This is a genomic window from Martinezella lusitana, from assembly GCF_010668395.1.
Taxonomy (GTDB): Bacteria; Pseudomonadota; Alphaproteobacteria; order Rhizobiales; family Rhizobiaceae; genus Rhizobium; species Rhizobium lusitanum_A.
Genome location: NZ_WUEY01000045.1, coordinates 1 through 22,530 on the forward strand (window position 1 = coordinate 1; position 22,530 = coordinate 22,530).

Annotated in this window: 20 protein-coding genes and 3 pseudogenes; 22 read left to right on the plus strand and 1 reads right to left on the minus strand. The window is 59.7% G+C overall.

The features are described 5' to 3' along the window. Positions 1-84: 84 nt before the first annotated feature. The 20 genes and pseudogenes from GR212_RS35875 (at position 85) to GR212_RS35970 (ending at position 18,847) form a co-directional block, all read left to right on the plus strand. Positions 85-1,761, plus strand: a complete 1,677-nt coding sequence (locus GR212_RS35875) for a hydantoinase B/oxoprolinase family protein (RefSeq protein ID WP_163994767.1) — start codon at positions 85-87, stop codon at positions 1,759-1,761. Beyond that, positions 1,761-3,824: a hydantoinase/oxoprolinase family protein gene (locus tag GR212_RS35880; protein WP_163994770.1), complete on the plus strand. Its 2,064-nt coding sequence runs from the start codon at positions 1,761-1,763 to the stop codon at positions 3,822-3,824. The genes GR212_RS35875 and GR212_RS35880 overlap by 1 nt, the downstream gene beginning before the upstream one ends. Before the next feature lies 1 nt (position 3,825). After that, positions 3,826-4,923 carry an ABC transporter ATP-binding protein gene (locus GR212_RS35885; RefSeq protein ID WP_163994772.1) on the plus strand — a complete coding sequence of 366 codons (1,098 nt, stop codon included), beginning with the start codon at positions 3,826-3,828 and terminating at the stop codon, positions 4,921-4,923. A 48-nt stretch (positions 4,924-4,971) separates the two neighbouring features. Beyond that, positions 4,972-6,144, plus strand: a complete 1,173-nt coding sequence (locus tag GR212_RS35890; RefSeq protein WP_163994775.1) for an ABC transporter substrate-binding protein — start codon at positions 4,972-4,974, stop codon at positions 6,142-6,144. 92 nt (positions 6,145-6,236) lie between these two features. Beyond that, positions 6,237-7,091: an ABC transporter permease gene (locus tag GR212_RS35895; RefSeq protein WP_163994778.1), complete on the plus strand. Its 855-nt coding sequence runs from the start codon at positions 6,237-6,239 to the stop codon at positions 7,089-7,091. Further along, positions 7,088-7,888, plus strand: a complete 801-nt coding sequence (locus tag GR212_RS35900) for an ABC transporter permease (protein ID WP_163994781.1) — start codon at positions 7,088-7,090, stop codon at positions 7,886-7,888. Before GR212_RS35895 ends, GR212_RS35900 begins: the two co-directional genes overlap by 4 nt. Positions 7,889-7,962: 74 nt before the next feature. Then, a complete protein-coding gene (locus tag GR212_RS35905) occupies positions 7,963-8,172 on the plus strand; it encodes a hypothetical protein (RefSeq protein ID WP_163994783.1) in 210 nt (69 codons plus the stop codon). Positions 8,173-8,382: 210 nt separating this feature from the next. Further along, a protein-coding gene (locus GR212_RS35910; RefSeq protein WP_163994786.1) for an IS630 family transposase occupies positions 8,383-9,331 on the plus strand; the annotation gives its coding sequence in 2 pieces (ribosomal slippage) (positions 8,383-8,718 and positions 8,720-9,331; 948 coding nt in all). 511 nt (positions 9,332-9,842) lie between these two features. Further along, a complete protein-coding gene (locus GR212_RS35915; RefSeq protein ID WP_281411102.1) occupies positions 9,843-10,583 on the plus strand; it encodes an FkbM family methyltransferase in 741 nt (246 codons plus the stop codon). Between the two features lie 246 nt (positions 10,584-10,829). Further along, the gene (locus tag GR212_RS37020) at positions 10,830-11,171 is read left to right on the plus strand and encodes a hypothetical protein (RefSeq protein WP_204326916.1); all 342 of its coding nucleotides are present in this window, start codon (positions 10,830-10,832) and stop codon (positions 11,169-11,171) included. Positions 11,172-11,490: 319 nt separating this feature from the next. Beyond that, on the plus strand, positions 11,491-12,255 hold the full coding sequence (locus GR212_RS35925; RefSeq protein WP_163994791.1) for an amino acid ABC transporter ATP-binding protein: 765 nt from the start codon (positions 11,491-11,493) through the stop codon (positions 12,253-12,255). After that, the gene (locus GR212_RS35930; RefSeq protein WP_163994793.1) at positions 12,252-12,896 is read left to right on the plus strand and encodes an amino acid ABC transporter permease; all 645 of its coding nucleotides are present in this window, start codon (positions 12,252-12,254) and stop codon (positions 12,894-12,896) included. The genes GR212_RS35925 and GR212_RS35930 overlap by 4 nt, the downstream gene beginning before the upstream one ends. After that, the gene (locus tag GR212_RS35935) at positions 12,896-13,558 is read left to right on the plus strand and encodes an amino acid ABC transporter permease (RefSeq protein ID WP_163994795.1); all 663 of its coding nucleotides are present in this window, start codon (positions 12,896-12,898) and stop codon (positions 13,556-13,558) included. Before GR212_RS35930 ends, GR212_RS35935 begins: the two co-directional genes overlap by 1 nt. A gap of 25 nt (positions 13,559-13,583) precedes the next feature. Further along, positions 13,584-14,423 (plus strand): transporter substrate-binding domain-containing protein, encoded by an 840-nt coding sequence (locus GR212_RS35940; protein ID WP_163994798.1) that lies wholly within the window; start codon positions 13,584-13,586, stop codon positions 14,421-14,423. A gap of 70 nt (positions 14,424-14,493) precedes the next feature. Then, the gene (locus GR212_RS35945; protein ID WP_163994800.1) at positions 14,494-15,228 is read left to right on the plus strand and encodes an aspartate/glutamate racemase family protein; all 735 of its coding nucleotides are present in this window, start codon (positions 14,494-14,496) and stop codon (positions 15,226-15,228) included. A gap of 26 nt (positions 15,229-15,254) precedes the next feature. Next, positions 15,255-16,400: an aldo/keto reductase gene (locus GR212_RS35950; protein WP_163994802.1), complete on the plus strand. Its 1,146-nt coding sequence runs from the start codon at positions 15,255-15,257 to the stop codon at positions 16,398-16,400. 91 nt (positions 16,401-16,491) lie between these two features. Then, a pseudogene (locus tag GR212_RS35955) lies at positions 16,492-16,689 on the plus strand (FAD-dependent oxidoreductase); the annotation flags it as partial. A 345-nt stretch (positions 16,690-17,034) separates the two neighbouring features. Continuing rightward, positions 17,035-17,712, plus strand: coding sequence for a hypothetical protein (locus tag GR212_RS35960; protein WP_163994804.1), 678 nt, complete (start codon positions 17,035-17,037; stop codon positions 17,710-17,712). Positions 17,713-17,827: 115 nt separating this feature from the next. Further along, a pseudogene (locus GR212_RS35965) lies at positions 17,828-17,986 on the plus strand (HlyD family type I secretion periplasmic adaptor subunit); the annotation flags it as partial. Positions 17,987-18,208: 222 nt separating this feature from the next. After that, positions 18,209-18,847, plus strand: coding sequence for a transposase (locus GR212_RS35970; protein WP_163994807.1), 639 nt, complete (start codon positions 18,209-18,211; stop codon positions 18,845-18,847). A gap of 43 nt (positions 18,848-18,890) precedes the next feature. On the opposite strand, the gene GR212_RS35975 is transcribed toward GR212_RS35970, so the two are convergent. Continuing rightward, positions 18,891-19,835 carry a LysR substrate-binding domain-containing protein gene (locus GR212_RS35975; RefSeq protein WP_163994809.1) on the minus strand — a complete coding sequence of 315 codons (945 nt, stop codon included), beginning with the start codon at positions 19,833-19,835 and terminating at the stop codon, positions 18,891-18,893. Positions 19,836-19,931: 96 nt separating this feature from the next. Between GR212_RS35975 and GR212_RS35980 the strand changes: the two genes are divergently transcribed. Together GR212_RS35980 and GR212_RS35985 are read left to right on the plus strand one after the other, a co-directional pair. Next, positions 19,932-22,373: a GcvT family protein gene (locus tag GR212_RS35980; RefSeq protein ID WP_163994811.1), complete on the plus strand. Its 2,442-nt coding sequence runs from the start codon at positions 19,932-19,934 to the stop codon at positions 22,371-22,373. A 30-nt stretch (positions 22,374-22,403) separates the two neighbouring features. Further along, positions 22,404-22,530, plus strand: a pseudogene (locus GR212_RS35985) (electron transfer flavoprotein subunit beta/FixA family protein); the annotation flags it as partial.

Below are 22,530 nucleotides of genomic sequence, written 5' to 3' on the forward strand. Positions count from 1 at the left end.
CCCACCCACCCATCGGGAAGGCTTTCGGCGAGGAAAAAAACACCTAATCTGCCTTCATGCGAACCAAGGACGAGGAGTAGATTCGTGATCATCGTCGATCCTGTGACCCAGGAGATCATCGAGGGCAAGCTGGCGGCTACCGTCGACGAGATGGGCGTGGTCATGGCCAGAACCTCGATGAGCCCGGTGATCTACGAGGTGCTGGATTTCGCCTGCGGCCTGCTGACGCGCGATGGACAGCTGGTCGCGCAGATGAACGGCATCACCCTGTTTACCGGCACGTTCGGCACCCAGGTCAGATCGCTGATTGCGCTCTATGGCGACGATCTGGAAGACGGCGACATTCTGCTGACCAATGATCCCTATTCCGGCGGCACGCATGCCTGCGACTTTGCCATCGTCAAGCCGATTTTCTTCGACGGCCGGATTCTCGCCTATGCCATCAACGTCGCCCATTATCTCGATGTCGGTGGGTCTGTTCCAGGCTCGCTTGCGCCGAATGCCATCTCGGTTTTCCAGGAGGGGTTGAGGCTGCCCGGTGTGAAGGTCGTCCGCAGCGATCGCTTTTCGGGCGAGGTTCTGCGGATCATTCGCGAGAATGTCCGCCTGCCCGAAATCGCCATCGGCGACCTGACCGCACAGGTGGCGACCGTTCGCGTTGCCGCTCGCCGCATGGGTGAGCTGGCGCGCAAATACGGAACCGATATCGTGGAGGCCGCATTCGATCATCTCCTTGCGGTCAGCGAAAAGCAGGCGCGTGCCGCTATCGCTGCACTGCCCGACGGGCGCTATGAAGCGGAAGATATCATCGACGGCGATGGCGTGACGACCGATCCGATCGCGGTCAAGGTGGCCGTCACGATTGCGGGAGACTGCCTGACAGCGGATTTCACCGGCTGCCCGCCGGCAGTCGCCGGACCGATCAACTGCGCGGCGGGTGCGCTGCAGTCGGCCGTGCGCACCATTTTCAAGGCTCTGGTCGCGCCGCAGGCGCCCTCCAACGAGGGCTGGTTCCGACCGCTCACCGTCGTCGCGCCGAAGGGTTCGGTTTTCACGGCCGAGAAGCCGTCTCCGACGGGCTGGTACTACGAAGGCTCGGTGCATGCCTCGGAACTCGTCTGGAAGGCTCTCGCCAAACTCATGCCCGGGCGTTTCTCGGCCGGTTCCTATACGAGCCTGTGCGTCGTCTATATTGCCGGCCAGGATGCGGCCGGCCAGCCATTCATCCATATCGAGCCGCAGCATGGCGGCTGGGGCGCAAGCAAGAATGGCGACGGTGCCAATGCACTGATCGCGCTCACCGATGGCGATACCTATAATTATTCCGTCGAAGTCATCGAAGCGCGCTTTCCTTTGCTCGTGCGCCGTTATGCGCTCAACCTCGAGGGGGGCTCCGGTGCCGGCCGCCATCGCGGCGGCTTCGGCGTCATCCGCGACTATGAGGTCCTTGGAGACGGCGCATCGGCCTATTGCAGCTTCGGCCGCACGGACACGCCGCCCTGGGGCATCGAAGGGGGCAAGCCCGGAAGCATCAATCTCCTGCAAGTGGATAAGGCCGGCGGCGAGCTTCGGAATTTCGGCCGTGAGCCGCATATCGGGCTGAACCGTGGCGATCTGGTGCGGATCATCACCGGCGGCGGCGGCGGCTGGGGCGAACCGCACGCTCGCGAACCGGAACACGTCCGCCGCGACGTCGAGGACGGCTATATCACCAGCGAGGTGGCACGCAGCGAATACGGATATGAAGAGAGGACGTCGTAATGATCAGACTGGCGACCGATGTGGGCGGCACCTTTACCGACCTCGTCGGCTATGATGAGCGCACGGGCGAGATCTTTACGGCCAAGAGCCTGACGACGGTTCACGATCAATCCGAAGGCGTCCTTGCGGCGATCGAGCTTGCCGAGAACAAGGACGGGCTTTCGACGCGCGACGTCATCTTTTTCGCACATGGCGGGACGACCGTTATCAACGCCATTACCGAGCGCAAGGGCGTCAAAACAGCGCTTGTAACCACCGCCGGTTTTCGTGACGTGCTGGAAATCGGCCGCGGCAATCGCCCCGATCTCTACAATCTTCAGTTCAAGAGCCCGGAGCCCTTCGTGCCGCGCAGCCTGCGCTTCGAGGTACGCGAACGCCTGAATGCCGATGGTCAGGAGCTGATGCCCATCGAGCTTGGCGATCTCGAGCCGATCATCCGCGAGTGCCGCGCCCGCAACGTGGAAGCGGTGGCCGTGATCTTCCTTCACAGCTACGCCAATCCCGAACACGAAATTCTCTGCGCAAAAGTGCTCGCCGAAGCGCTGCCGAATGTGACGGTCTGCGCCAGTCACGAGGTCTCCCGCCAGTGGCGGGAATATGAACGCTCGAATACGACGGTTCTCAACGCCTATGTGCAGCCGATCATCAAGCGCTATTTCGCGCGGCTCGAAAGCGCGCTGACCGAGCGTGATCTCACCTGCCCCTATTATGCCATGCAGTCCAACGGCGGTATCTCCACCTTCGATCAGGCGCAGATGAGCCCACTGACGCTTGTCGAATCCGGCCCGGCCGGCGGTGTCGCGGGTGCGGCGCGCATCGGCGCCGTACTCGGCGAATCCGAAGTGCTTTCGCTCGATGTCGGCGGCACCACGGCAAAATGCTCCCTGATCCATGACAGCCGCCCGACGCTCGACAGCGAATACAAGCTCGAGCATACCCGCATCGCTCCAGGCTATCCGGTGCAGGTGCCGGTTGTCGATATCGTCGAAATCGGCGCCGGCGGCGGCTCCATCGCCCATATCGACGGGCGTGGCGCGCTCTGCGTCGGACCGGAGAGCGCCGGCTCGACACCGGGGCCGGCCTGCTACGGTCGGGGCGGAGACAGGCCGACCCTGTCCGACGCGCTGTTGACGCTCGGTATTTTCGATCCGGCAAGCTTTGCCGGCGGGCAGATGCAGCTCGACAAATCCCAGGCCGCTGCCGCAATAGCAACCGTTGCCACGCCCATGGGACTTTCGGTCGAGGACGCAGCTCTTGCCATCGTCGAGATCGCCCATGCGTCGATGATCAACGCGCTGAAGCTCGTCACCGTCCAGCGTGGACATGATCCTCGCGATGCTGCATTCGTCATTTCCGGGGGCGCCGGCCCCGCGCTTGCCGCGCGTCTCGGCCGCGATCTCGGCGTGAAAATGACAGTCGTGCCGCCGCATCCCGGCATCTTTTCGGCTTGGGGCATGTTGGCCGCAGAGCCCCGGGCCGACTTCCGCAGCACCTGGTTTGCGCCGCTCGGAGCGGAGGCCATAAGCAGTCTCAAGCGGCGTTTCGACGAGCTGAAACGCGACGCGGTTGTCTATTTCGCCAAGGGCAACGCCGCCGAGATACGCTATGCCTGCCGCGTCGAGGCGCGTTATCGCGGTCAGGAACATGGCGTTTTCGCGCTTTTCGAGCCCGATGACGATGCCGAAAGCTTTGCGGAGCGCTTCCACGCGGCCCATGAGCGGGCCTATACGTTCCGTCTGCCCGGTTCACCGGTCGAGATCACGATGGTTCACCTGGAGGCTGTGCTGCACGGGCCGGTCATCGCCATCCCGACACTCGACCGCGCCGGCCGAACGCTGGACGCGGCCTTCAAGGGGCGTCGCGAGGTCTATTTCGGCGGAGCGACCGGTTGGGTTTCCTGCCCCGTCTACGAGCGCACGCGACTGCCGTCTTCCGAGAAGATCGCCGGCCCTCTTATCGTCGAGGAGGCGACCGCAACGTTGCTGGTGGTTGCGGGACAGGAGCTTGACGTGAGCGAGCAGGGATTGCTGCTCATTCGCGAAGGCGATGGGGGAAGCGTCTGACATGGCGATCGCGATCGGCCTCGACCACATCGTCAGAAGTTACGGGCCGATGCGTGCGGTCGATGACGTGACGCTCGACATCCGGGCTGGGGAGTTCTTTACGCTGCTCGGCTCCTCGGGTTGCGGCAAGAGTTCGCTGTTGAAGCTGATCGGCGGTTTCGACAGTCCCACCTCGGGTCGCGTGCTCTTCGACGGAAAGGATATGGCGAGCGTTCCCGCCAATCGCCGTCCGGTCAACACCGTATTCCAGTCGCTTGGCCTCTTCCCGCATATGAATGTCGCCCGGAATGTCGGCTACGGGCTGAAACTGCGTGGGCTCTCCGGCGCCGCGCTTAAGGCCAAGGTCGAGGATGCCCTGGATCTGGTCGAGCTTTCCGGCTTTGCGGATCGCGATGTCAATCTTCTTTCCGGCGGCCAACGCCAGCGCGTAGCGCTTGCCCGCGCGCTCGTCATGGAGCCGGGCATCCTCCTGCTCGACGAGCCTCTGACCGGGCTTGACGAGCGGCTGCGCCAGCAGATGCGCGACGAATTCGGTCGGCTTCACAAGCGGACCGGCGCGACCTTCATTCTCGTGACCCACAATCAGGACGAGGCCCTCAGCCTTTCCGATCGTATGGCCGTGATGCACAAGGGGCGGATCGAGCAGACGGATGTGCCGGCCCGTTTCTTCGAGGCGCCCGCCAATGCCTTTGTTGCCCGTTTCGTCGGCATCGATACGCTCCTGAGACCTGAAAGCATCTCGATTTCAGGCGACAAGGCCATAGCGACCATTGCCGGTCAGCGGATGAGCGCGACCTTTTCCGGAAGCGCACCGCCGGCGAACGCCCTTGTCGCGATCCGCCCCGACCGGATTGAGCTTGTGCCGCCGGCCGAAGAGGCGGCCGAAACAATTGAACTTAAGGTTGTCGAAAGCATCTATCGTGGACTGAGCCATGACGTTACGCTCGCGTTTGCCGACAGCCAGCGCATGGTATTAACGACCAGTGCGGACGCAACGCCGCCCTTGCCGGGCGAAAGCGTGCGTGTGTGTCTGAGGCCGGGTGCCGCGCTCCTGATTGATCGTTCCGGAATTCCGGCCCTGGCTGGAGGCGATGAGTAGAACCCGAAATAGCTGACATGAGCAAAAATGAGGGAAGGGAATGACACGATGAACAAAGGCAATGATCTCGTCTCCTCCGCGTTGAGGAGCAACATGCAACGCCGTGACATGCTCAAACTGATAGGCGCCGGTGCGGCCGCGCTTTCCGTGGGCGGATTGACTGCTACGCGCGCCATGGCCGATGACGCAGCCGTCGCATTCTGGGCAACCGCCACGCTCGATATCGGCGACAAATGGCAGGAATTTGCGCAACAGAGCGGCGTTTCGCCCGAATTTACCGACAACGGCAACGACGTCGGTCCGGTGGTCGCGCGCCTTGCCGCCGGCAACGCCAACGATCTCTTCGATGTCGGCGGCTTTCAGGGCGGCGCCGAGCGGGAACTTGCCAAGCAGGGGCTGATCGCTCCCTGGGACGTTTCCAAGATCCCGAATTTTGCCGGTATCTGGCAGTGGGCCAAGGACATCCCGACCCTGACCTATGAAGGCAAGCAATACGGTATCCCCACCGTCGTCAACGCCGATTCCATTATTTACCGCCCCGACAAGCTCGGCAAGGTCGACAGCTACGGCGTCATCTTCGATCCGAAGCTCAAGGGCCGGGTCGCCATGGAAGATGCCTGGATCAACAGCGCCATCTTCACGGCGATCTACCTCAAGGAAGCCGAGAACAAGCCGATCAAGGAGCCGGGCAACCTGACGGAATCCGAACTCGGGCTCGTCATGGAGTTTCTGATCAAGCACAAGAAGGATGGCCAGTTCCGCACGTTCTGGAATGGCTGGGAGCAGGGCGTCCAGCTGGTGGCGAACGAGGAAGTCGATGCCATGACGGGCTGGGAGCCGATCGTTTATGAAGGCCGCAAGCGTGGGCTTCAGGTGGAATACGCCGCTCCCGTCGAAGGCTATGAGGGTTGGGGCAACAATACCGTACTATTGAAGGGGGCCGCAGAACGAGGCAAGGCGGATGCCGCCCACAAGTTCGTCGATGCTCTGCTTGCCGGTTTTTATGGCTGCGAGCTGGGCCAGGCGCGCGGCTATCTCGTGCCGACCGACAACAATCTCGCCTACGCCAAGGCTCATTCCGACGAATACAAGGCCGACGATGTCGCCAAGCTCGCCGATCATGTGAAGGCAAAGTTTTCCGGAAAGGTCTACTGGCAGAATTGCCGCCCGGACAATTTCCAACTCTACGAGGAATGGTGGCAGAAGCTGCGCAACGCCTGATGTGGCGCGATGGACCGGGGCCGGCTCATCTGTCCGAGGACAGGCCGGCCCCGAGCCGATGGGACCAACGCCTGTAGAAGCGGAGTTCGACCATGAAGACATCAGTTCTATTGCTGGCTGCTCCGCTTGCGGCGATCCTCGTGCTCGGCCTTGCGCCGCTCATCCTCGTCGTGGTCTGGAGCTTCTGCGCCTGGGACTCGGCGACCTACTGGATCAAGCCGGAGTTCAGCCTGGCAGCTTATGGCGCCATCCTGGAGGCGGGGCGCTGGAGCGTGTTCCTGTCGACGCTCGGCAAGGCGTTCCTGACATCAGCCATTTGCCTCGTTATCGCCTACCCGACGGCTTACGCGATGTATTTCCTTGCGGGACGCACGCTCTCGGTCGTGCTTGCCGCACTTCTGACTATCCCGTTTTTCACGTCCTATCTCATTCGCTCCTTCTCCTGGCGGCTGCTGCTTGGCCGCACCGGCGTCATCAATACGCTTCTCCAGCAAGCCGGCATTACGGATGCGCCGCTCGACTGGCTGCTGTTCAGCGATTTCGCCGTCATCGTCGGGCTCGTCGCCTCCTATCTGCCGTTTGCAACCTTTCCTGTCCTGCTCTCCATGCGCCGTGTCGATCCGATCGCGATGGCGGCATCGCGCGATCTTGGCGCCGGCTTCTGGACGATGGGGCGCACCGTGCTGCTGCCCTTGACCTATTCCGGCGTTTTCGCGGGTTTCCTGTTCGTCTTCGTCATGGTGGCCGGCTCCTCGACGGAGGTGCAGATGCTCGGCGGTGCCGGCGCATCGATCGTTTCCGTGATGATCAACGACGTCATGCGCGTCGCCAATTTCCCGCTCGCCTTTGCGATTTCGACGCTCATGCTCGTCATCGTCTTCGGGCTGGTGCTGATCGGAAACGCCATATTCGGTCTCTCCTCGTTGTTCGAGGAGCGCGGCCAATGATCGTCAGGGAAGGAACGAGCCCTCGCATCGTCATCTGGACGCTGACGGTTCTCGGTCTCGCCGTGATCTATGCGCCGCCACTCTATCTCCTCGGGGTTTCGTTCAACCCGGCCTTGCAGCCGGGTTTGCCGCATTTTTCCGACATTACGCTGAAGTGGTATCTTGCACTCGGGGCGGAAAACGCGCTCGTTGCCGCGCTCGGCCAATCGATCGTCATCGCGCTTGCGACCGCTGTTATCGCGACTTTGCTCTCGCTCGGGGCGGCGCTGGCCCATCGCGAGCTTCACCGTGGGCGCGGGCTTTGGTTCCTGACCGTGCTTCTGCCGATGTTCGTGCCGGGGGTCATACAGGGGCTGGCGCTATCGACCGTCATCACGCGTGTCGGCGTGAAGTCATCGGCCCTGACGGTGATTGCCGGCCATCTGCTATGGGCGATGCCCTTCGCCTTCATCGTCATCCTGACAAGTTTTACCGCGGTTAAGCGGACCTACCTCATGGCCGCTGACGATCTGGGCGCCGGCCGTTTCCGGCAATTCTGGGATATCACCCTGCCGTTGATCCGGCCGGGCCTCGTCAGCGCCTTCATCTTTTCGTTCCTGCTGTCCCTCAATGAATTTACGCGCGCCTTCTATCTGGCGGGCCGGCAAAACACCTTGCCGGTGGTGCTGTTCGGCAAGATGAATGCCGGCGCTTCACCGACGATCTACGCCATGTCCGGCGCAATCTTCCTTGTCTCCAGCGTTTGCGTGGTGGCCGTGGCACTGCGCTCGCTGCTCACGCAACGCCGAGCGGGGTGACCGGATATGCCAACGCGAATGACCGACCACACGCTCCGTCCACCCTTAGTCCTCCATGAATGGGAGTATAGAGGATGAAACAAGAATCGAAGTTGATGGCGCTGATCCGCGCTGGAAAGAGGCAGGAGGCGCTTGACATGCTCGAGCGGCTGAAGGCGGCGACGCAATTACCGCCGACGTCGATCAAGGTCGGCCGGACAGGCGCCGTCACCTATTATAAGGGGAACCGCCGCTTTGTGAGAAACATCCAGGGTGGATGGGACCCGGTTCTGAAGAAAAAGTAGAGTACCGACATCCGGCCGCGTAGCGGCTGCGCCATTGTGCAGGCGACACGAGGCGAGGAGCTTGGCCATCGTGGGGCAGTCTGCGAAGAGCCAACAAGCTTCCAGGCGGATATTTACCTAGAGCGTTTCATTGGTTAACTGAATCTGAGGGGATTCCCGTCCGGTCGGTTTTGTGATTGAAAATGCTGTCCAGGTGGAGGCCAGCATCGGATGACACGAGCCCTTTCGAATGATCTTCGCGAGCGAGTTGTTGCAGCGGTTGTGGCGGGTGAGACTTGCCGTTCGGCCGCGTCGCGCTTTGGTGTATCGGTTTCATCGGTGGTGAAGTGGTCGCAGCGCTATCGGGCGACCGGTTCTGTTGCGCCGGGCAAGATGGGTGGCCATCGCAAGCGTATTCTGGAGCCGCATCGCGCCTTCATCACGGAGCGGCTCACCCAGAACCCGCAGTTGAGCCTGCATGGCTTGAAGGCTGAGTTGGTGGGGCGCGGCGTGACTGTTTCCCACAATGCGGTGTGGCAGTTCATCCGGCGCGAGGGGCTGCGCTTCAAAAAAAACGCTGTTCGCCCTTGAGCAGGCCCGCACCGATATTGCCCGTCGGCGGCAGCGATGGAAGGCGTGGCAGGCAAGTCTCGATCCCAGACGACTGGTGTTCATCGATGAGACCTGGATCAAGACCAACATGACGCCGCTGCGCGGCTGGGGCCCGAAGGGCAAGCGTCTGCGCGCCTTTGCTCCGCACGGTCACTGGCGCACGCTGACATTCCTCGGCGCACTGCGGTGCGACCGGCTCAGCGCCCCTTGCGTCTTCGACGGGCCGATCAATGGCCAATGCTTCCGCGCCTATGTCGAACAACAGCTCGTGCCTATCCTCAAGCCTGGCGACATTGTCATCATGGACAATCTCGGCAGCCACAAATCTGCGGCTGTCCGTCAGAGCGTCAAAGCTGCCGGTGCAAGGCTCTGGTTCCTGCCGCCCTATTCCCCCGACCTCAATCCCATCGAACAGGCCTTCGCCAAGATCAAGCACTGGATGCGTCATGCACAAAAGCGAACGATCGAAGACACCTGGCGGCACATCGGCTCTCTCGTCACAACAATCCAACCCGGCGAATGCAGCAACTATTTTGCAAACGCAGGATACGCTTCCGTCAAAACATGAAACGCTCTAAAGGCATCTGTTCGAATGGACCGGCAGAAATGCCGTCGGCAGTCCGATCCCTCGTTTCCGGGCGTTCCCGCACGCAAGTCTGAACATGCGAGGCTTCCATGAAGATGCAATCAAGGTTAATTCGATGTGGGTCAGTTCGGGACAGGCATAACGACGCCAATTTCCGCACCTACGGGTCAGGCCAACCAAAATCAAGGGGTGGACTTGGGGAAGGTTCGCCTCTCCGTGCCTCCGGCGAGATTGGGATGACAGCCGGAGAGACAGAATGCTACAGAGTGCCATTTATGGACAACGCCAGTCATCGGTGTGGCGGCTTTTCGATTTAACCATCATAAGTAGTTTCGGATGACAAACCTGCGGGTAGAATTTATCTACGGGGAATATTCAATTCCAGCGACAGGTTTTAGTATTATCCATGTATCATTCAATCAAGCAGTCAGCGTTCGAACTATTTCCCTCCTTGACCAACAAGATGCGTACCGTCAAGCACTTGGTCTCGGACATGAGTTTCAGGCCGCATATTGCGAGCCGGGCGTATGGTGGACACCACCTTCGCGTCATCATTGAAGATAGGGTCGCTCAACAATGGTATGGGCGGGACATCGACCTACCGCAGGAATTTGCTCTGCTTGCAGGGCGGGGACTGAATCCCGGCGCGCTGGTGTTTGATCTTGGCGCCCATCAAGGGGTCGTCGCCATGATGCTTGCCAAGCAGGTCGGTCCGAATGGAAGAGTCGTCGCAATCGAGGCTTCCCTGCCGAACGCGGAGTTGGCAAAGCGCAACGCCGACATGAACTCCATGGACAATATCGAAGTGCGCCACGCAGCCGTCGTGCATGAAGACGGGCCTGTGCTCTTCACGCAGCGCGGCAACGGGTCGGTTGCGCTGAGTGAGAAGGAATTCCGGGCAGTGAGCGTCGATGGCATTTCCATCGACACGATGACGAAGACCTACGGTGTTCCTGACCTCGTCTACATGGATATCGAAGGCTTCGAGGTGCACGCTCTCAAGGGCGCACGCGAGACACTGGGATCGCAGGCCTCGTGGCTCATCGAAGTCCATGGCGACGACACGATCGGGCAATTCGGCGGCCGCAACCGCGACGTTCTGGCCGTCTTCGAAGAAGGCTATGACCTGTATAGCGCGATTGACAACCATACCGACGCGTTCCAGTTGCGGGCAAAATCCGACCCCGTGCCCACCGGTCGCTTCTTTCTGGCGGCCATACCTCGGGTCCAGTGAGGAGCCGGTTCGGAACCGTCCGTGCTCCGAACCGCGATCAACGCCACGATATCCTAAGCCGGATTTTTGCATCTCACCTGCTCGGGGGGTGGAAAAATTGTGTTTCAGGAGCAGATACTCAAACTATGGCCCCGCTCGATATTTTCGGCGGGGTCTACTATGGGGCTTGAAGGGAGAGTGGGGCAATTGGCAGCACACGATTCCATCATCCAGGTTCCGTAGGAGCTATGGATTGAGGAATTTGCGATGCCCAAAGTCTACTTCCCGATAAGCTATATCGACGTGCCGGCAAGCGAACCGCATCCCGGCAACATGTACTACCGCGTGTCAAAGGGTATCGAGCACCGGGGCGCCGAGGAGCCACGCTACGTTTATAAGATCCAGATGGTCTGCAGCGGCGTAGTAGACGGCCTCGCATCGCCGTCCTACCCGGAGGGTGGTGAGGATTTCAAGAAAGTCATCGATGCGATGCGGACGCTGCAGGACGGGGGCGGCAGGAATGGTCGGGGGATGATGACAGCAGCCGGCGATCAGCCGGGCATGCCGTTGCACGAAGTCCAGCACATTCTCAAGATGCACCCGGCCTGAAGAAGAAAAGCTCAGAAGGCCCGTCCCCGCAAATCGCTGCAAAACAGCGCAGCTGATTCATAACCTGAAGTTATGTTTACTGGCATTTTTTTCGCAGTCCCGCCGCTGCGCCAGGATGATACTGTCTCCTTAATCAAAGTGGGAACGGAGTTGCTTCAACACGAAGCGACCGCAAAGCAAACGAAACATGGCCATGAATGAGGTCGCTCGCGGCCCGGCATGACGTGTGTCATCGGGAGGCTGCTAATTTGGCTGCGTCATTTGCCAAGGCGAGAACTTGCAAGTTTTATTCCGGCGGCAGCATGGGGTTGTTCCGGATATGACAGTTGCTACCGGCAAGACGCTCATCGGCCTGCATGCGCTGAGCAAGAGTTATGGATCGCACATTGTCCTGAACGAAATCGACCTGGAGGTGAGCGCGGGCGAGGTTCTCGCGATCATCGGACCAAGCGGTTCAGGCAAGAGCACGCTGCTTCGCTGCATCAACTATCTGGAGCCGCCGTCGGGCGGTACGATCACCATAGGCCCGACGACCATCAACGCGGCTCAGCCCGTTTCGCGTGTCGAGCTTTCCAGCCTGCGACGGCGCGTCGGCATGGTTTTTCAGTCCTTCAACCTCTTCCCTCACATGTCGGTGCTGCGCAATGTCAGCCTGGCGCAGGAACGGGTGCTTGGCCGCAGCCGCGCCGAGGCGGACGAACGCTCGATGCAGCTGTTGAGCCGGGTTGGCCTCAGCGACAAGGCCGCGCAATTTCCGGGACGCTGTTCGGGCGGGCAGCAGCAGCGCATCGCCATTGCCCGCGCGTTGGCGCTCGATCCCGAGGTGATGCTGTTTGACGAGCCGACGTCCGCGCTTGATCCGGAACTTGGGCTCGAGGTGCTTGCGGTCATGCGCGAGCTGGCCGAAAGCGGCATGACGATGATCGTGGTAACCCATGAAATGGGCTTTGCCGAAAACGTCTCGGATACCGTGATGATCATGGCGGACGGCCGGATCGTCGAGAAAGGTCCTTCCGCCGAGGTGATGCGCAATCCGCAGCATGAACGCACCCGTCGCTTCCTTCGGGCGGTGCATGATCGATGAGTGCCGCCGATCTCCTCCTGTTCAGCCGGGGTCTTGCGTGGACGGTCGCTCTGACCGTCGGCTCCTTCGCGATCGGTGCCATTCTCGCCATTCCCCTTCTGGCCGCGCGCCGGAGCCGGCTTCTTGCCCTGCGCATCTTCGCCATGGTGGTGATCCAGATCGTGCGTGCCATCCCGCCGATCCTGTGGCTATTCATCATCTTCTTCGGTGTCGGGATGAGCTATTTTGCGATCAGCCCTTTCGCCGCCGCACTGACGGGCCTTGGCTTGATCGCCGCTGCGAATATGGCGGAAATCTATCGTGGCGCACTCAATGCACTCCACCATGGCCAATGGGAGGCCTGTGCGGCTCTCGATCTCGGCCGCTGGTCGACGATCAGGGACGTCGTGGCACCGCAGGCCTTCAGGGTGGCTCTGCCCTCGGCGGCAAGCTATCTGATCGGCTTGATGAAGGAAACGGCGGTCGCCTCGACGATCGGTGTGGCGGAACTTGCCTATCAGGGCAACCAGCTTTCGCAGCTGACGTTCCGCGGCCTGGAAATCTTCGCCTTCGTCGGGATTTTCTACATTGTCCTCAGCCTCCCGGTCGCCTGGCTGTCGCGGGTGGCGGACGCTCATCTCCGATCGAAGGTGGCACGCTGATGTTTCCAAGCTATGAGGAAATCGCCTCGTGGATGCCCGACCTTCTCGGCGGTCTTTCCATCAGTTTGCAGGTGACCGTGCTCAGCCTGCTGTTCGGTATTCCCTTCGGGCTCCTGCTGGCATTGGGCGTGCTGGCGCGCAACAAGGCGCTGCGGGCCATATCGCTCATCCTCGTGGAGGTGGGACGCGGCGCACCGGCGCTGGTTCTTCTGCAATTCATCTATTTCGGATTGCCGGGCGTTGGACTGACGATCGAGTCCTTTGCGGCGGCCGTGATCGCGCTTGCCTGGAACACCGGCGCCTACACGAGCGAAATTATTCGAGCGAGCCTCCAGTCGATTGCCCATGGACAACGCGAGGCGGCCGAGGCGCTCGGTCTTGGCCGGATCGACGAGCTGCGTTTCGTGTTGATGCCGCAGGGTCTGCGCGTCGCATTGCCCGCCCTTCTCGGCTTCTCCATTCTAATTTTCCAGGGCACGTCCCTGTGCTTCACGATCGCGCTTCCGGAGCTGGTAAGCCGCGCCTACGAAATCGGGTCGACCACATTCCGCTATTTCCCGGCCCTGCTGTGCGCCGGAGCGCTCTATGCCTGCATTTCAATCCCGGCCGCTCTCCTCGTCGAGCACGTTGAGAAGCGGGCGAGCCTTTATGCCCAACGTTAACTCGCAACAGACAAGGAATTCCGGCATGCCTTCATTGACATCCAAGACCAACCTTCTTCTGTCCGGCTTCGCCGCGATACTCCTGTCGGCACAGGTCGCCCATGCTGCGGATTGCGTGCCCAAGCACAAATTCACCACGATCGAGCCGGGCACGCTGACGGTGGCGGTCACGACCTATGCGCCGCATTCCTACCTTGACGACAGCGGCAACATGAAGGGTATCGACGGCGACATCGCCGCCGAATTCGCCGAGCGCGAATGCCTGAAAGTCAAGGCCGTCGCCGTCGATCCTGCCGCGGCGATCCAATATGTCCTCTCCGGTCAGGCCGATATCACGACCGGCGACTGGTATCGCACCGCGGAACGCGCGAAGGCCATGAACCTGTCCGCGCCGCTTTATACCGACCAGATGGCAATCTATTCGAAGCAGGGGTTCAAGAACGTCTCCGATCTCGAGGGCAAGAAGGTGGGTACCGTTCAGGGCTATCTCTGGGTTGCCGATCTCAAGACGATGCTCGGCGCGTCGCTGAAACTCTATCCGAACTCCGTCAACATGCAGCAGGATTTGTTCGCCGGCCGGATCGACGTCGCAGTCGACGGTTACTCGACGGGCGTGGTCGCCGAACAGAAGGGTGCGCTGAAGGACGTCAAAGTCGCGGTCGCGGCCGCCGATCCGCGCGTCAAGGCAACGAAGGAAGCAGCACAAGCCGCCTTCCCCTATTCCTTGAAGGCAAAGGAATTCGGCGAAGCTCTCGACAGCGATATCGAGGCGATGCACACGGACGGCACGATCGTCAAGATTCTCAAATCCTATGGTCTTGACGGCACGGCGGCCGAAACCGGCGCGGCTCGTCTCGTACAATAGCCTCGTCTCCGACGGAGCTTTAGGGAGCCGATCCCGCACTTTTGCAAATAGTCATTTGGAGACATGAACGATGACGGTCTACACGGTCACGCGCAGGACGCAGTCATGGTACGGAGAGCAGATCGGCATCCTGATCCTCGATGCGGCCTACCCCTGCGTTCCCGGCAATGTCGGGAATGCAACGACCTACACTTACCCGGTTCGATTTCAGGAAGTGCGCGGCGCGTCGATCGACCGGCTTCTCAATCAGCGCGATCCAGCCTTGAAGGAGGCCTTCGTCGAGGCGGCCCTCGATTTGCAGAGCCGGGGGGTCAAGGCCATTACCGGCGCCTGCGGCTTCATGGCCTATTTTCAGGAGGAAGTGGCGGCAGCGCTCGATATCCCCGTCTTCCTCTCGAGCCTGATGCAGATTCCATTCATGCACGCGCTTTGCGGCGGCAGCGTCGGCATAATCACGGCAAATGCATCGCGGCTGACCCCGCGGCATTTCGAGGCCTGCAATGTCCCCGCGAGCATTCCCCTGGCGATTGCGGGCATGGAGGGGCAGAGGGAGTTTCGCGAGGCCGTTCTCGAGGAGAAAGGAACGCTGGATTCCGGGGAGATCGAGCGGGAGGTCACGCAGGTCGCCCGTGCTCTGATCGAAAGCTATCCTGAGATACGCTCGATCCTGTTGGAATGCAGTGATCTGCCGCCATATGCATATGCCGTGCAAGCTGCTACTGGCCGCCCGGTCTTCGATTTCATAACGATGATCAACTACGTCCAGCAAAGCATTGCCCGGCGACCCTACGCCGGCAACATGTAGCGCCGATTTCTGTCAGGAAGCCAACCATGTCTGTCGATCACTATTATCTTCTGGGACGTTCGGGATTGCGCGTCAGCCGCCTGGCGCTCGGAACCATGACATTCGGCAATGGCGGCATTCGCGGCATCGCCGGAAGCTGGGGTGCGGACGCGCCGGCGGCCCGCGAGATTTTCAGTCGCTATATCGCCGCCGGAGGCAATTTCATCGATACGGCGAATTCATATGCCGGTGGACTGAGCGAGGAACTTGTCGGCACCTTCGTCGCCGAGGCAGGTGTGCGTGACGCCGTCGTCATAGCGACGAAATTCTCCAACAGCCTTTCCTCCGGCAATCCGAATGCCGGCGGCAACGGGCGCAAGGCCATGATGCAGGCGGTCGATGCTTCGCTGAAGCGTCTGAAGACCGATTACATCGATCTCTATCTTCTCCACACTTGGGATCGGATGACGCCCGCCGAAGAGGTCATGCGGACGTTCGACGACCTCGTGCGTGCCGGCAAGATCCGTTATGCCGGATTTTCCGATGTGCCGGGCTGGTATGCCGCCCGGGCACAGACCTGGGCCGAGGCGCACGCGCTTACGCAGCCGATCTGCCTGCAGCTGCCCTATTCGCTGGTTGAGCGCAGCATCGAGCACGAGTTCATGCCGCTCTCAGAGGCAATCGGGCTTGGCATCACGGCATGGAGCCCGCTCGCCATGGGACTTCTGTCCGGGAAGTATCGCTCAGGCGCGCTGGAGCAGGGACGGCTTTCGCAGGACGACTCCGGCAGTGGTCTCGGATTGTTTACCGAGCGCAACACGCGCATTCTCGCTGCGCTGGAGAGGATCGCCGGCGAGATCGGGCGCAGCATGGCGCAGGTGGCGCTGAACTGGTGCGTGAACCGCCCAGGGGTCGCCGCCGCAATCGTCGGCGCAAGCAGGCTTTCGCAGCTGGAGGATAATCTGGCTGCTTTGGATTTTACGATCCCGAGCGAGTTGCGCTCGGAGCTCGATGGCGTCACCGCCATCGACGCACCCTATCCCTATTCGCTTTTTGCCGATGACTATCAGGCCGGCATCCTGAATACGGGCACATCCGTCGGCGACAAGCCGCCGAGCTATCGACGCGACATCCTCTTGCCCAAGGTCACGGATTATGCGTTCGGCCAGCCGAAGGACAAAGAGCGCGCGTAGAGGCGCGGGGAGATCGAAAGGAGCCATGACCATGTTGAACGACGCACGCTCCCATGGCCTGTGGGAAAGGACGGCCGGCTAGGCTCCTCGAATCTTGACCCTGACGACTGACGTCGTCGCAGACGTTGCGATCGTCGGCGGCGGCTTCACCGGTCTTTCGACCGCCCTGCATCTTGCCGAGGCGGGACTGAGGGTTGTGGTGCTCGAAGGCGCCGAGATCGGCTTTGGCGGTTCCGGCCGCAATGTCAGGCTTATCAATGCCGGTATGTGGGTCATGCCGGACGATCTCGCGTACTTCGGATGTTCCGTGACTATCCTCGCTTGATTCGCTCATTATCCAATATTGGCAAAGTACAAAATACGCGTATATGTAGATTACTGGAGCGTTTAGTGAGTTGTATTCGCTGTCGCTGCTCCTCATTCAATTTGCGCCGACTATACGGGAGAATTGCCAAATTAACAGATACATTTGAGGGGGCATCAATGCCGGTACGGGATACGTCGTTTTCTTACATCGGAAGCGGCAGCGATACCATTCTCTACATCGATGTGAATGATTGCGTAGGTTTCGATCGAGGCTTTGTTGGCATGTGACGCAGAGTGCCTGCAAACGCGATATATGGGGAAATTGATCATGAAGCCGTCGGACGTCAATAAAGTGGATCCAAAATATACCAGCTTGGATGACTACAAGACTGCTCTAGCATTTCTTAAAATCCCAGATATGAAAATATTCGATGACGAAACAAATAAACAAAGGTATATTTGGGGATACGATATATACATATACATGACCCGAAGTATAATTCCAGTTTTGCTGGCTATTATTTCCTATTTTATTCTTATATTTATCGCAAATAAATATCCATTTTACTTTAAAAATAATTCTGTTTTATCTTACATGTGGCCATGGAACGCGAGTGTATCAGAGCGCCTTAGCGCGATCAGAAGAGGTGAAGAAGCTAATATCGTTACATCTTTGACCGGTGTAGTGAGTACAATTTGGCTGTTTTGGATGTTGGTGAGAGTTTTTGTGGAATTAAAATTACAGGGTAGTTTTTTTATTCTACGGATGAGCTTCATAGTTGCTATGGCGGCTATTTTAATGTGGTTGACAGCTTCCGTTGCTTTCTATGAAGCACCGTCTTTTGGGCCCACGATAGATGATCCAACTTTGATTTTATGTTTAAAGAAGCTGGTATTGATATCATTCTCTTATTGGTTGAGTGGTTATTTTATTCTGGTCACTGCGCCATATTTGCGATCTGTCCTCAAAATCGTGATCAAAAATTCCCAGCGAAACACCTCTTAAGCCACCGTATGCTGCACTTTAAGCGCTGCAACCATCAGATGAGTTTTAAATCCGAATTATCGGGGAATTTTTATGTCTGCTCCATCCGGCCCTAGAAATAGCGAACGTGAAGAAGAAGCTGGACGCAAGCACCATGAGCATCGACGGAAGCATTGTACCGCTATCGCCCGGGATGGCCGCGACAACGGAGATCAAGACCGGCAAACGCCGGATTCTCGAGTATCTGTTCTCACCCATCGTCGAGGTTGCGTCGCAGTCCATGCAGGAGCGATAGAGTCCTTTGAGGAGTTATGTCACTGAAGATGCGTGACCAAGATAGAACATCGTTTGAGATTTTCGCGGCGGACCCACAGGTGTCGCGGACAATGGAATTCGCCTACGACAAAGGCAGGGTCGTTTGGCTGTCTATTATTGCGTTCGTCATGGCTGCGGCCTTTGCCGGTGGCCCTTTTCTACCAGATAGGCCCGGGCACCCGCATCTAAGCGCAATTTTTTGTTGGCCATTTGCCACGATTTTTGGCCTTGTCGGGCTGTTATTGGTAGTCAAGGCCATTCGAGGAAAGCCGGGCTCATCATATCGGAGGACGGAATCTACATCGAAATCAACTTCGACGAGACGATAGCCTGGCGCTCTGTTCGCGACATCCGCAGATATCAGCATAAACGTGCCGATCAGATGTATGTTGATCTGGATCCAGTTGTGGCACGAACCCTGACGAGGCGTGGGCTGGTACGCTGGCTACCCAAGAAATTGCAGGGGCAAGCAACCCCAGCCGTCATCTCCTTGAAGCTGCTGCGGGCCGATCCAGACTGGATCTACAGTCGATGCCTTGAATTTCTCGCTAAGAATCGCGAGCGACAGGCCCTTCTGCAAGGGCAGATCGGCAAGGCGGTTCTCGCCGACAAGGCCTATGACAGCAATGCCTTGCGGGAGATCATCGCCGCCATGGGAGCACAAGCCGTCATCCTGTCCAACCGATCGCGCAAGGTGGTCGTCCCAGATGACGCACTCGCTTACATCAACCGCAATCGTTTTGAGCGCATCTTCGGACGAATGAGGGACTTCCGGCGCTTCGCAACCCGCTATGAACGCAGCGCCATCCATCTCATCGCCGCTATGATATGGATCTGGTGAATGTCGATCCGGCCTAAGCCCACGCTTCTTCCCGGCGTAGTCCTCAGAGCGTGGCGGCGGTGCTTGCGCCTAAGACCGGCGCATCGGCACCCTGCTCGAGCAACCAATCCCGGAAGAGCATGGCGCCGTGTTTTGCGGGGCGCTGTGCGGGCATGATGATGTGGATGACCTGACCTGAACGATAGACAGCGTCGAGCGCAGAGACCAGCCGGCCGGCCCGGATATGATCGTGGACCAGATGCTTCCAGCCGAGCGCGATGCCTTGCCCGAGAACCGCCGCTTCGATCGAGCTGAGGGCATCCGTGAAGATGAAATCCTGGTTGAGGCGCGCAACCGGAACGGAATGCTGTGTCAGCCACTCCCGCCAGCCGAGGCGGACGCGATGCCGCTCCTCGAAATGCAGAAGCCGGTGTTTGAGCAGGTCGGACGGTTCAAGAATTGGGCCGCTCTCCCTGAGATAATCGGCGCTGCAAACAGGAATGACCTCTTCCGTCACAAAATGCCAGGCATGTATGCCCGGCCATTTGCCGGCGCCGAGCCGTGCTGAAATATCGATGTCTTCCTCATTCAGATCCTGATCGTCGCGGCTGCTTTCCTCGATGCGCAACGCGATATCGGGATGCTGCACCTTGAAATCCTTGAGACGCGGCAGAAGCCAGAGCTGCACGAAGGAGGCGGAGAACGAAACCCTGACGGTATCGTTCGAATGCTTCGTGCGCAGCGAAGTCAGGACCATGTGAAGATGGTCGAAGGCCTGCTGGGTCTCGCGGTAGAACCGCAGCCCCTCGGCCGTCAGTTCCAGGCGGGTATGCTCGCGGCGGAACAGCTTCAGCCCCGTCGCTTCCTCCAGAAGCTTGATCGTCTTGCTGACGGCCGGTTGGCTCACATTCAGCTCCTCGGCAGCGGCCGTGAAGCTTCGTCGCCGCGCAGCCGCTTCGAAGACGAAAAGATAGTTGGCAGAGGGTACAAGCGATCGCAGTCTATGCATAAACTGAAGTTATGCCCCTCCGCATTTTTTTGCAACGTCACAACGGCGATTGCGGTCATTACTCTCGTCTCAAATCAAGAACGGGATATCTCCTCCATGCAAACTCATGCTCGTGCCGTCGTCATCGGCGGTGGTTGTGTCGGCGCCGCCATTCTCTACGGCCTCACCAAACGTGGTTGGACGGATGTGGCGCTGCTGGAGCGCACACAGCTGACCGCTGGCTCCACCTGGCATGCCGCCGGTCTCATTCCTTCCTACGCGCGCAGCATCAATATCGGCCGCATGATTGCCAAGACGATCGAAATATACGAGGGCCTCGAAGCGGAAACCGGCCAGCACGTCGGATGGCACAAGTGCGGGCAGTTGCGCATCGCCAATACGCGCGACCGTCTCGATGAATACAAGAGCTATATGAGCGTTGCCGCCGTTCAAGGCATCCGCGCCGAGCTCGTGACGCCGAAGGAGGCGCGCGAGCTCTGGCCGCTTCTCGAGAACAATCATGAAATGCTTGCCGCACTCTATCATCCCGATGACGGCCATATCGCGCCGGCGGACGTGACGCAGGCCATGGCAAAAGGCGCGCGTGATCGCGGCGCGAAGGTCTACCTCAATACCGAGGTCAAGGGATTCGAGCGCTTGCCGGGCGGGGAGTGGAAGATCTTCACCAACAATGGCGAGATCATCTGCGAACACATCATTTCCGCAACCGGCAACTACGCCCGTCAGACCGGCGCCATGCTCGGCCTCGAAATTCCGGCAATCCCGATCATCCATCAATACTGGATCACCGATGCGGTGCCGGAGGTGATGGAGCGCAAGCGCCAGGGACTGCCCGAAATGCCGATCCTGCGTGACGAGGCTTTCGAGGGCTATCTGCGCGAAGAGGGCGATGGCCTGATGTTCGGCCCTTACGAGAAGACCGAGCACTTGAAGCTCTTTGCAGAGAACGGCGTGCCGGAATGGTTCGGGGCAGACCTGCTCGAGGAGGATTTCGATTCCGTTTCCTGGAACTGGGAGCAGGCAATCGAGTTCGTGCCGGCGCTCGGTCGCGTCGGTATCAAGGCGAATGTGCGCGGACCCTTCCAGATGACGGCCGATGAATTGCCGCTGATGGGGCCGGCCTGGGGGCTGGACAATGTCTGGATCGCAGAGGGCGTGCCGGGCGGCATTCTCTGGGGCGGTGCGATCGGCTACTATCTGTCGGAGCGTATTGTCGAGGGAACAAACAGCCTCGACACGTCCGAACTCGATCCGCGCCGTTTCGGCGACTACGCAAACAAGGAATGGACGCGGCACAAGGTACGCGAGAGCTGGGGCACTCACGCCGAGCAGCATTATCCCGGTCAGGACATGCCGGCTGCCCGTCCGCAGAAGACGGCGCCCTCCTATGATATACTGACGAAACGCGGCGCCGTCTGGAGTGTCCTCAACGGTTGGGAAATGCCGAACTGGTTTGCGCCGGAAGGCGTCGAGGCGAAGGACCAGAACAGCTGGCGCTGGACGGAAAAGGGTAAGTATGTCGGCGAGGAGGTTCATGCGGTGCGCAACGCCGTCGGCCTTGTCGAAATGACGCCAATGACGAAATTCGAGGTCTCCGGCCCGGGAGCCGAGGCATGGCTCGACGGTCTCCTGGCCAACCGCCTGCCGAAACCCGGCCGTGTCAATCTCAGCCATCACCTGACGAAGAACGGCGGCGTCCAGGCGGAGTATATCGTCTCCCGGCTTGAAGACGGCATGTTCTACCTCATCTCGACGCCGCGTGCCGAGCGCTGGAATTTCGATGATCTTTCGAAGCTGCTGCCGAAGGACGGGACGGTTCACCTGCGCAATGTGACCAACGAGCGCGGTTGCTTCACGATTGTCGGGCCCAAGGCGCGCGAAGTGCTGCAGGGCCTCACGGAGCTCGATCTGTCCAACGAGGCCTTTCCGTGGTTCGGCATCAAATCCGGTACGGTCGGTCTTGCCACCGACGTCCGGCTGCTGCGCGTCAACTACGAGGGCGAACTCGGATGGGAACTCTATCATCCGCTCTGCTACCAGCGCCACCTGCTTGAAGCCCTGCTGGCGGCCGGCGAGCCTCACGGCATGCGGCTGATCGGCTTGCAGGCGCTGGAATCGCTCCGGCTGGAAAAATCCTATCGCGCCATGTATCGGGACATGAACCCCGAGCTGACGGCTTGGGAAAGCAGTCTCGACCGCTTCATCCGCCTGGACAAGGGCGAGTTCATCGGCAAGCAGGCCCTGTTGCGGCAGAAGGAGCAAGGCATCAAGCACCGGTCGGTCACGATTTCCATCGATACGGATGGTGCAAGCTCGCTCATCCATGAAGGCGTCTATCATGACGGCAAGCTTGTTGGCCGGATTACCTCCGGCGGTTACGCTTACACGCTTGGCTGCGATATCGCCTTCGCACTGCTGCCGGTCGAGCTTGGTAATGCTGGGACCGAGCTCGAAGTGCCTATCCTCGGGGAGAGACGCAAGGCGCGCGTCATTCCCGACTCCCCCTATGATCCCGAGGCCCTGCGCGGCCGTATGTAAGCTGCGAGAGGCGAGTTGAGGAGAAAGCCTATGAAGATACTCGTGCCAGTGAAGCGGGTTGTTGACTACAACGTGAAGATCCGCGTGAAGGCGGATGGATCGGGCGTTGAGCTTTCGAACGTGAAGATGTCGATGAACCCGTTCGACGAGATTTCGG

Bases quoted from the DNA above. Each gene is read 5' to 3' on its own strand.
- GR212_RS35880 (WP_163994770.1), top strand. From the start codon at position 1,761: ATGATCAGACTGGCGACCGATGTGGGCGGCACCTTTACCGACCTCGTC.
- GR212_RS35885 (WP_163994772.1), top strand. From the start codon at position 3,826: ATGGCGATCGCGATCGGCCTCGACCACATCGTCAGAAGTTACGGGCCG.
- GR212_RS35890 (WP_163994775.1), top strand. From the start codon at position 4,972: ATGAACAAAGGCAATGATCTCGTCTCCTCCGCGTTGAGGAGCAACATG.
- GR212_RS35895 (WP_163994778.1), top strand. From the start codon at position 6,237: ATGAAGACATCAGTTCTATTGCTGGCTGCTCCGCTTGCGGCGATCCTC.
- GR212_RS35900 (WP_163994781.1), top strand. From the start codon at position 7,088: ATGATCGTCAGGGAAGGAACGAGCCCTCGCATCGTCATCTGGACGCTG.
- GR212_RS35905 (WP_163994783.1), top strand. From the start codon at position 7,963: ATGAAACAAGAATCGAAGTTGATGGCGCTGATCCGCGCTGGAAAGAGG.
- GR212_RS35915 (WP_281411102.1), top strand. From the start codon at position 9,843: ATGAGTTTCAGGCCGCATATTGCGAGCCGGGCGTATGGTGGACACCAC.
- GR212_RS37020 (WP_204326916.1), top strand. From the start codon at position 10,830: ATGCCCAAAGTCTACTTCCCGATAAGCTATATCGACGTGCCGGCAAGC.
- GR212_RS35925 (WP_163994791.1), top strand. From the start codon at position 11,491: ATGACAGTTGCTACCGGCAAGACGCTCATCGGCCTGCATGCGCTGAGC.
- GR212_RS35930 (WP_163994793.1), top strand. From the start codon at position 12,252: ATGAGTGCCGCCGATCTCCTCCTGTTCAGCCGGGGTCTTGCGTGGACG.
- GR212_RS35935 (WP_163994795.1), top strand. From the start codon at position 12,896: ATGTTTCCAAGCTATGAGGAAATCGCCTCGTGGATGCCCGACCTTCTC.
- GR212_RS35940 (WP_163994798.1), top strand. From the start codon at position 13,584: ATGCCTTCATTGACATCCAAGACCAACCTTCTTCTGTCCGGCTTCGCC.
- GR212_RS35945 (WP_163994800.1), top strand. From the start codon at position 14,494: ATGACGGTCTACACGGTCACGCGCAGGACGCAGTCATGGTACGGAGAG.
- GR212_RS35950 (WP_163994802.1), top strand. From the start codon at position 15,255: ATGTCTGTCGATCACTATTATCTTCTGGGACGTTCGGGATTGCGCGTC.
- GR212_RS35960 (WP_163994804.1), top strand. From the start codon at position 17,035: ATGAAGCCGTCGGACGTCAATAAAGTGGATCCAAAATATACCAGCTTG.
- GR212_RS35975 (WP_163994809.1), bottom strand. From the start codon at position 19,835: ATGCATAGACTGCGATCGCTTGTACCCTCTGCCAACTATCTTTTCGTC.
- GR212_RS35980 (WP_163994811.1), top strand. From the start codon at position 19,932: ATGCAAACTCATGCTCGTGCCGTCGTCATCGGCGGTGGTTGTGTCGGC.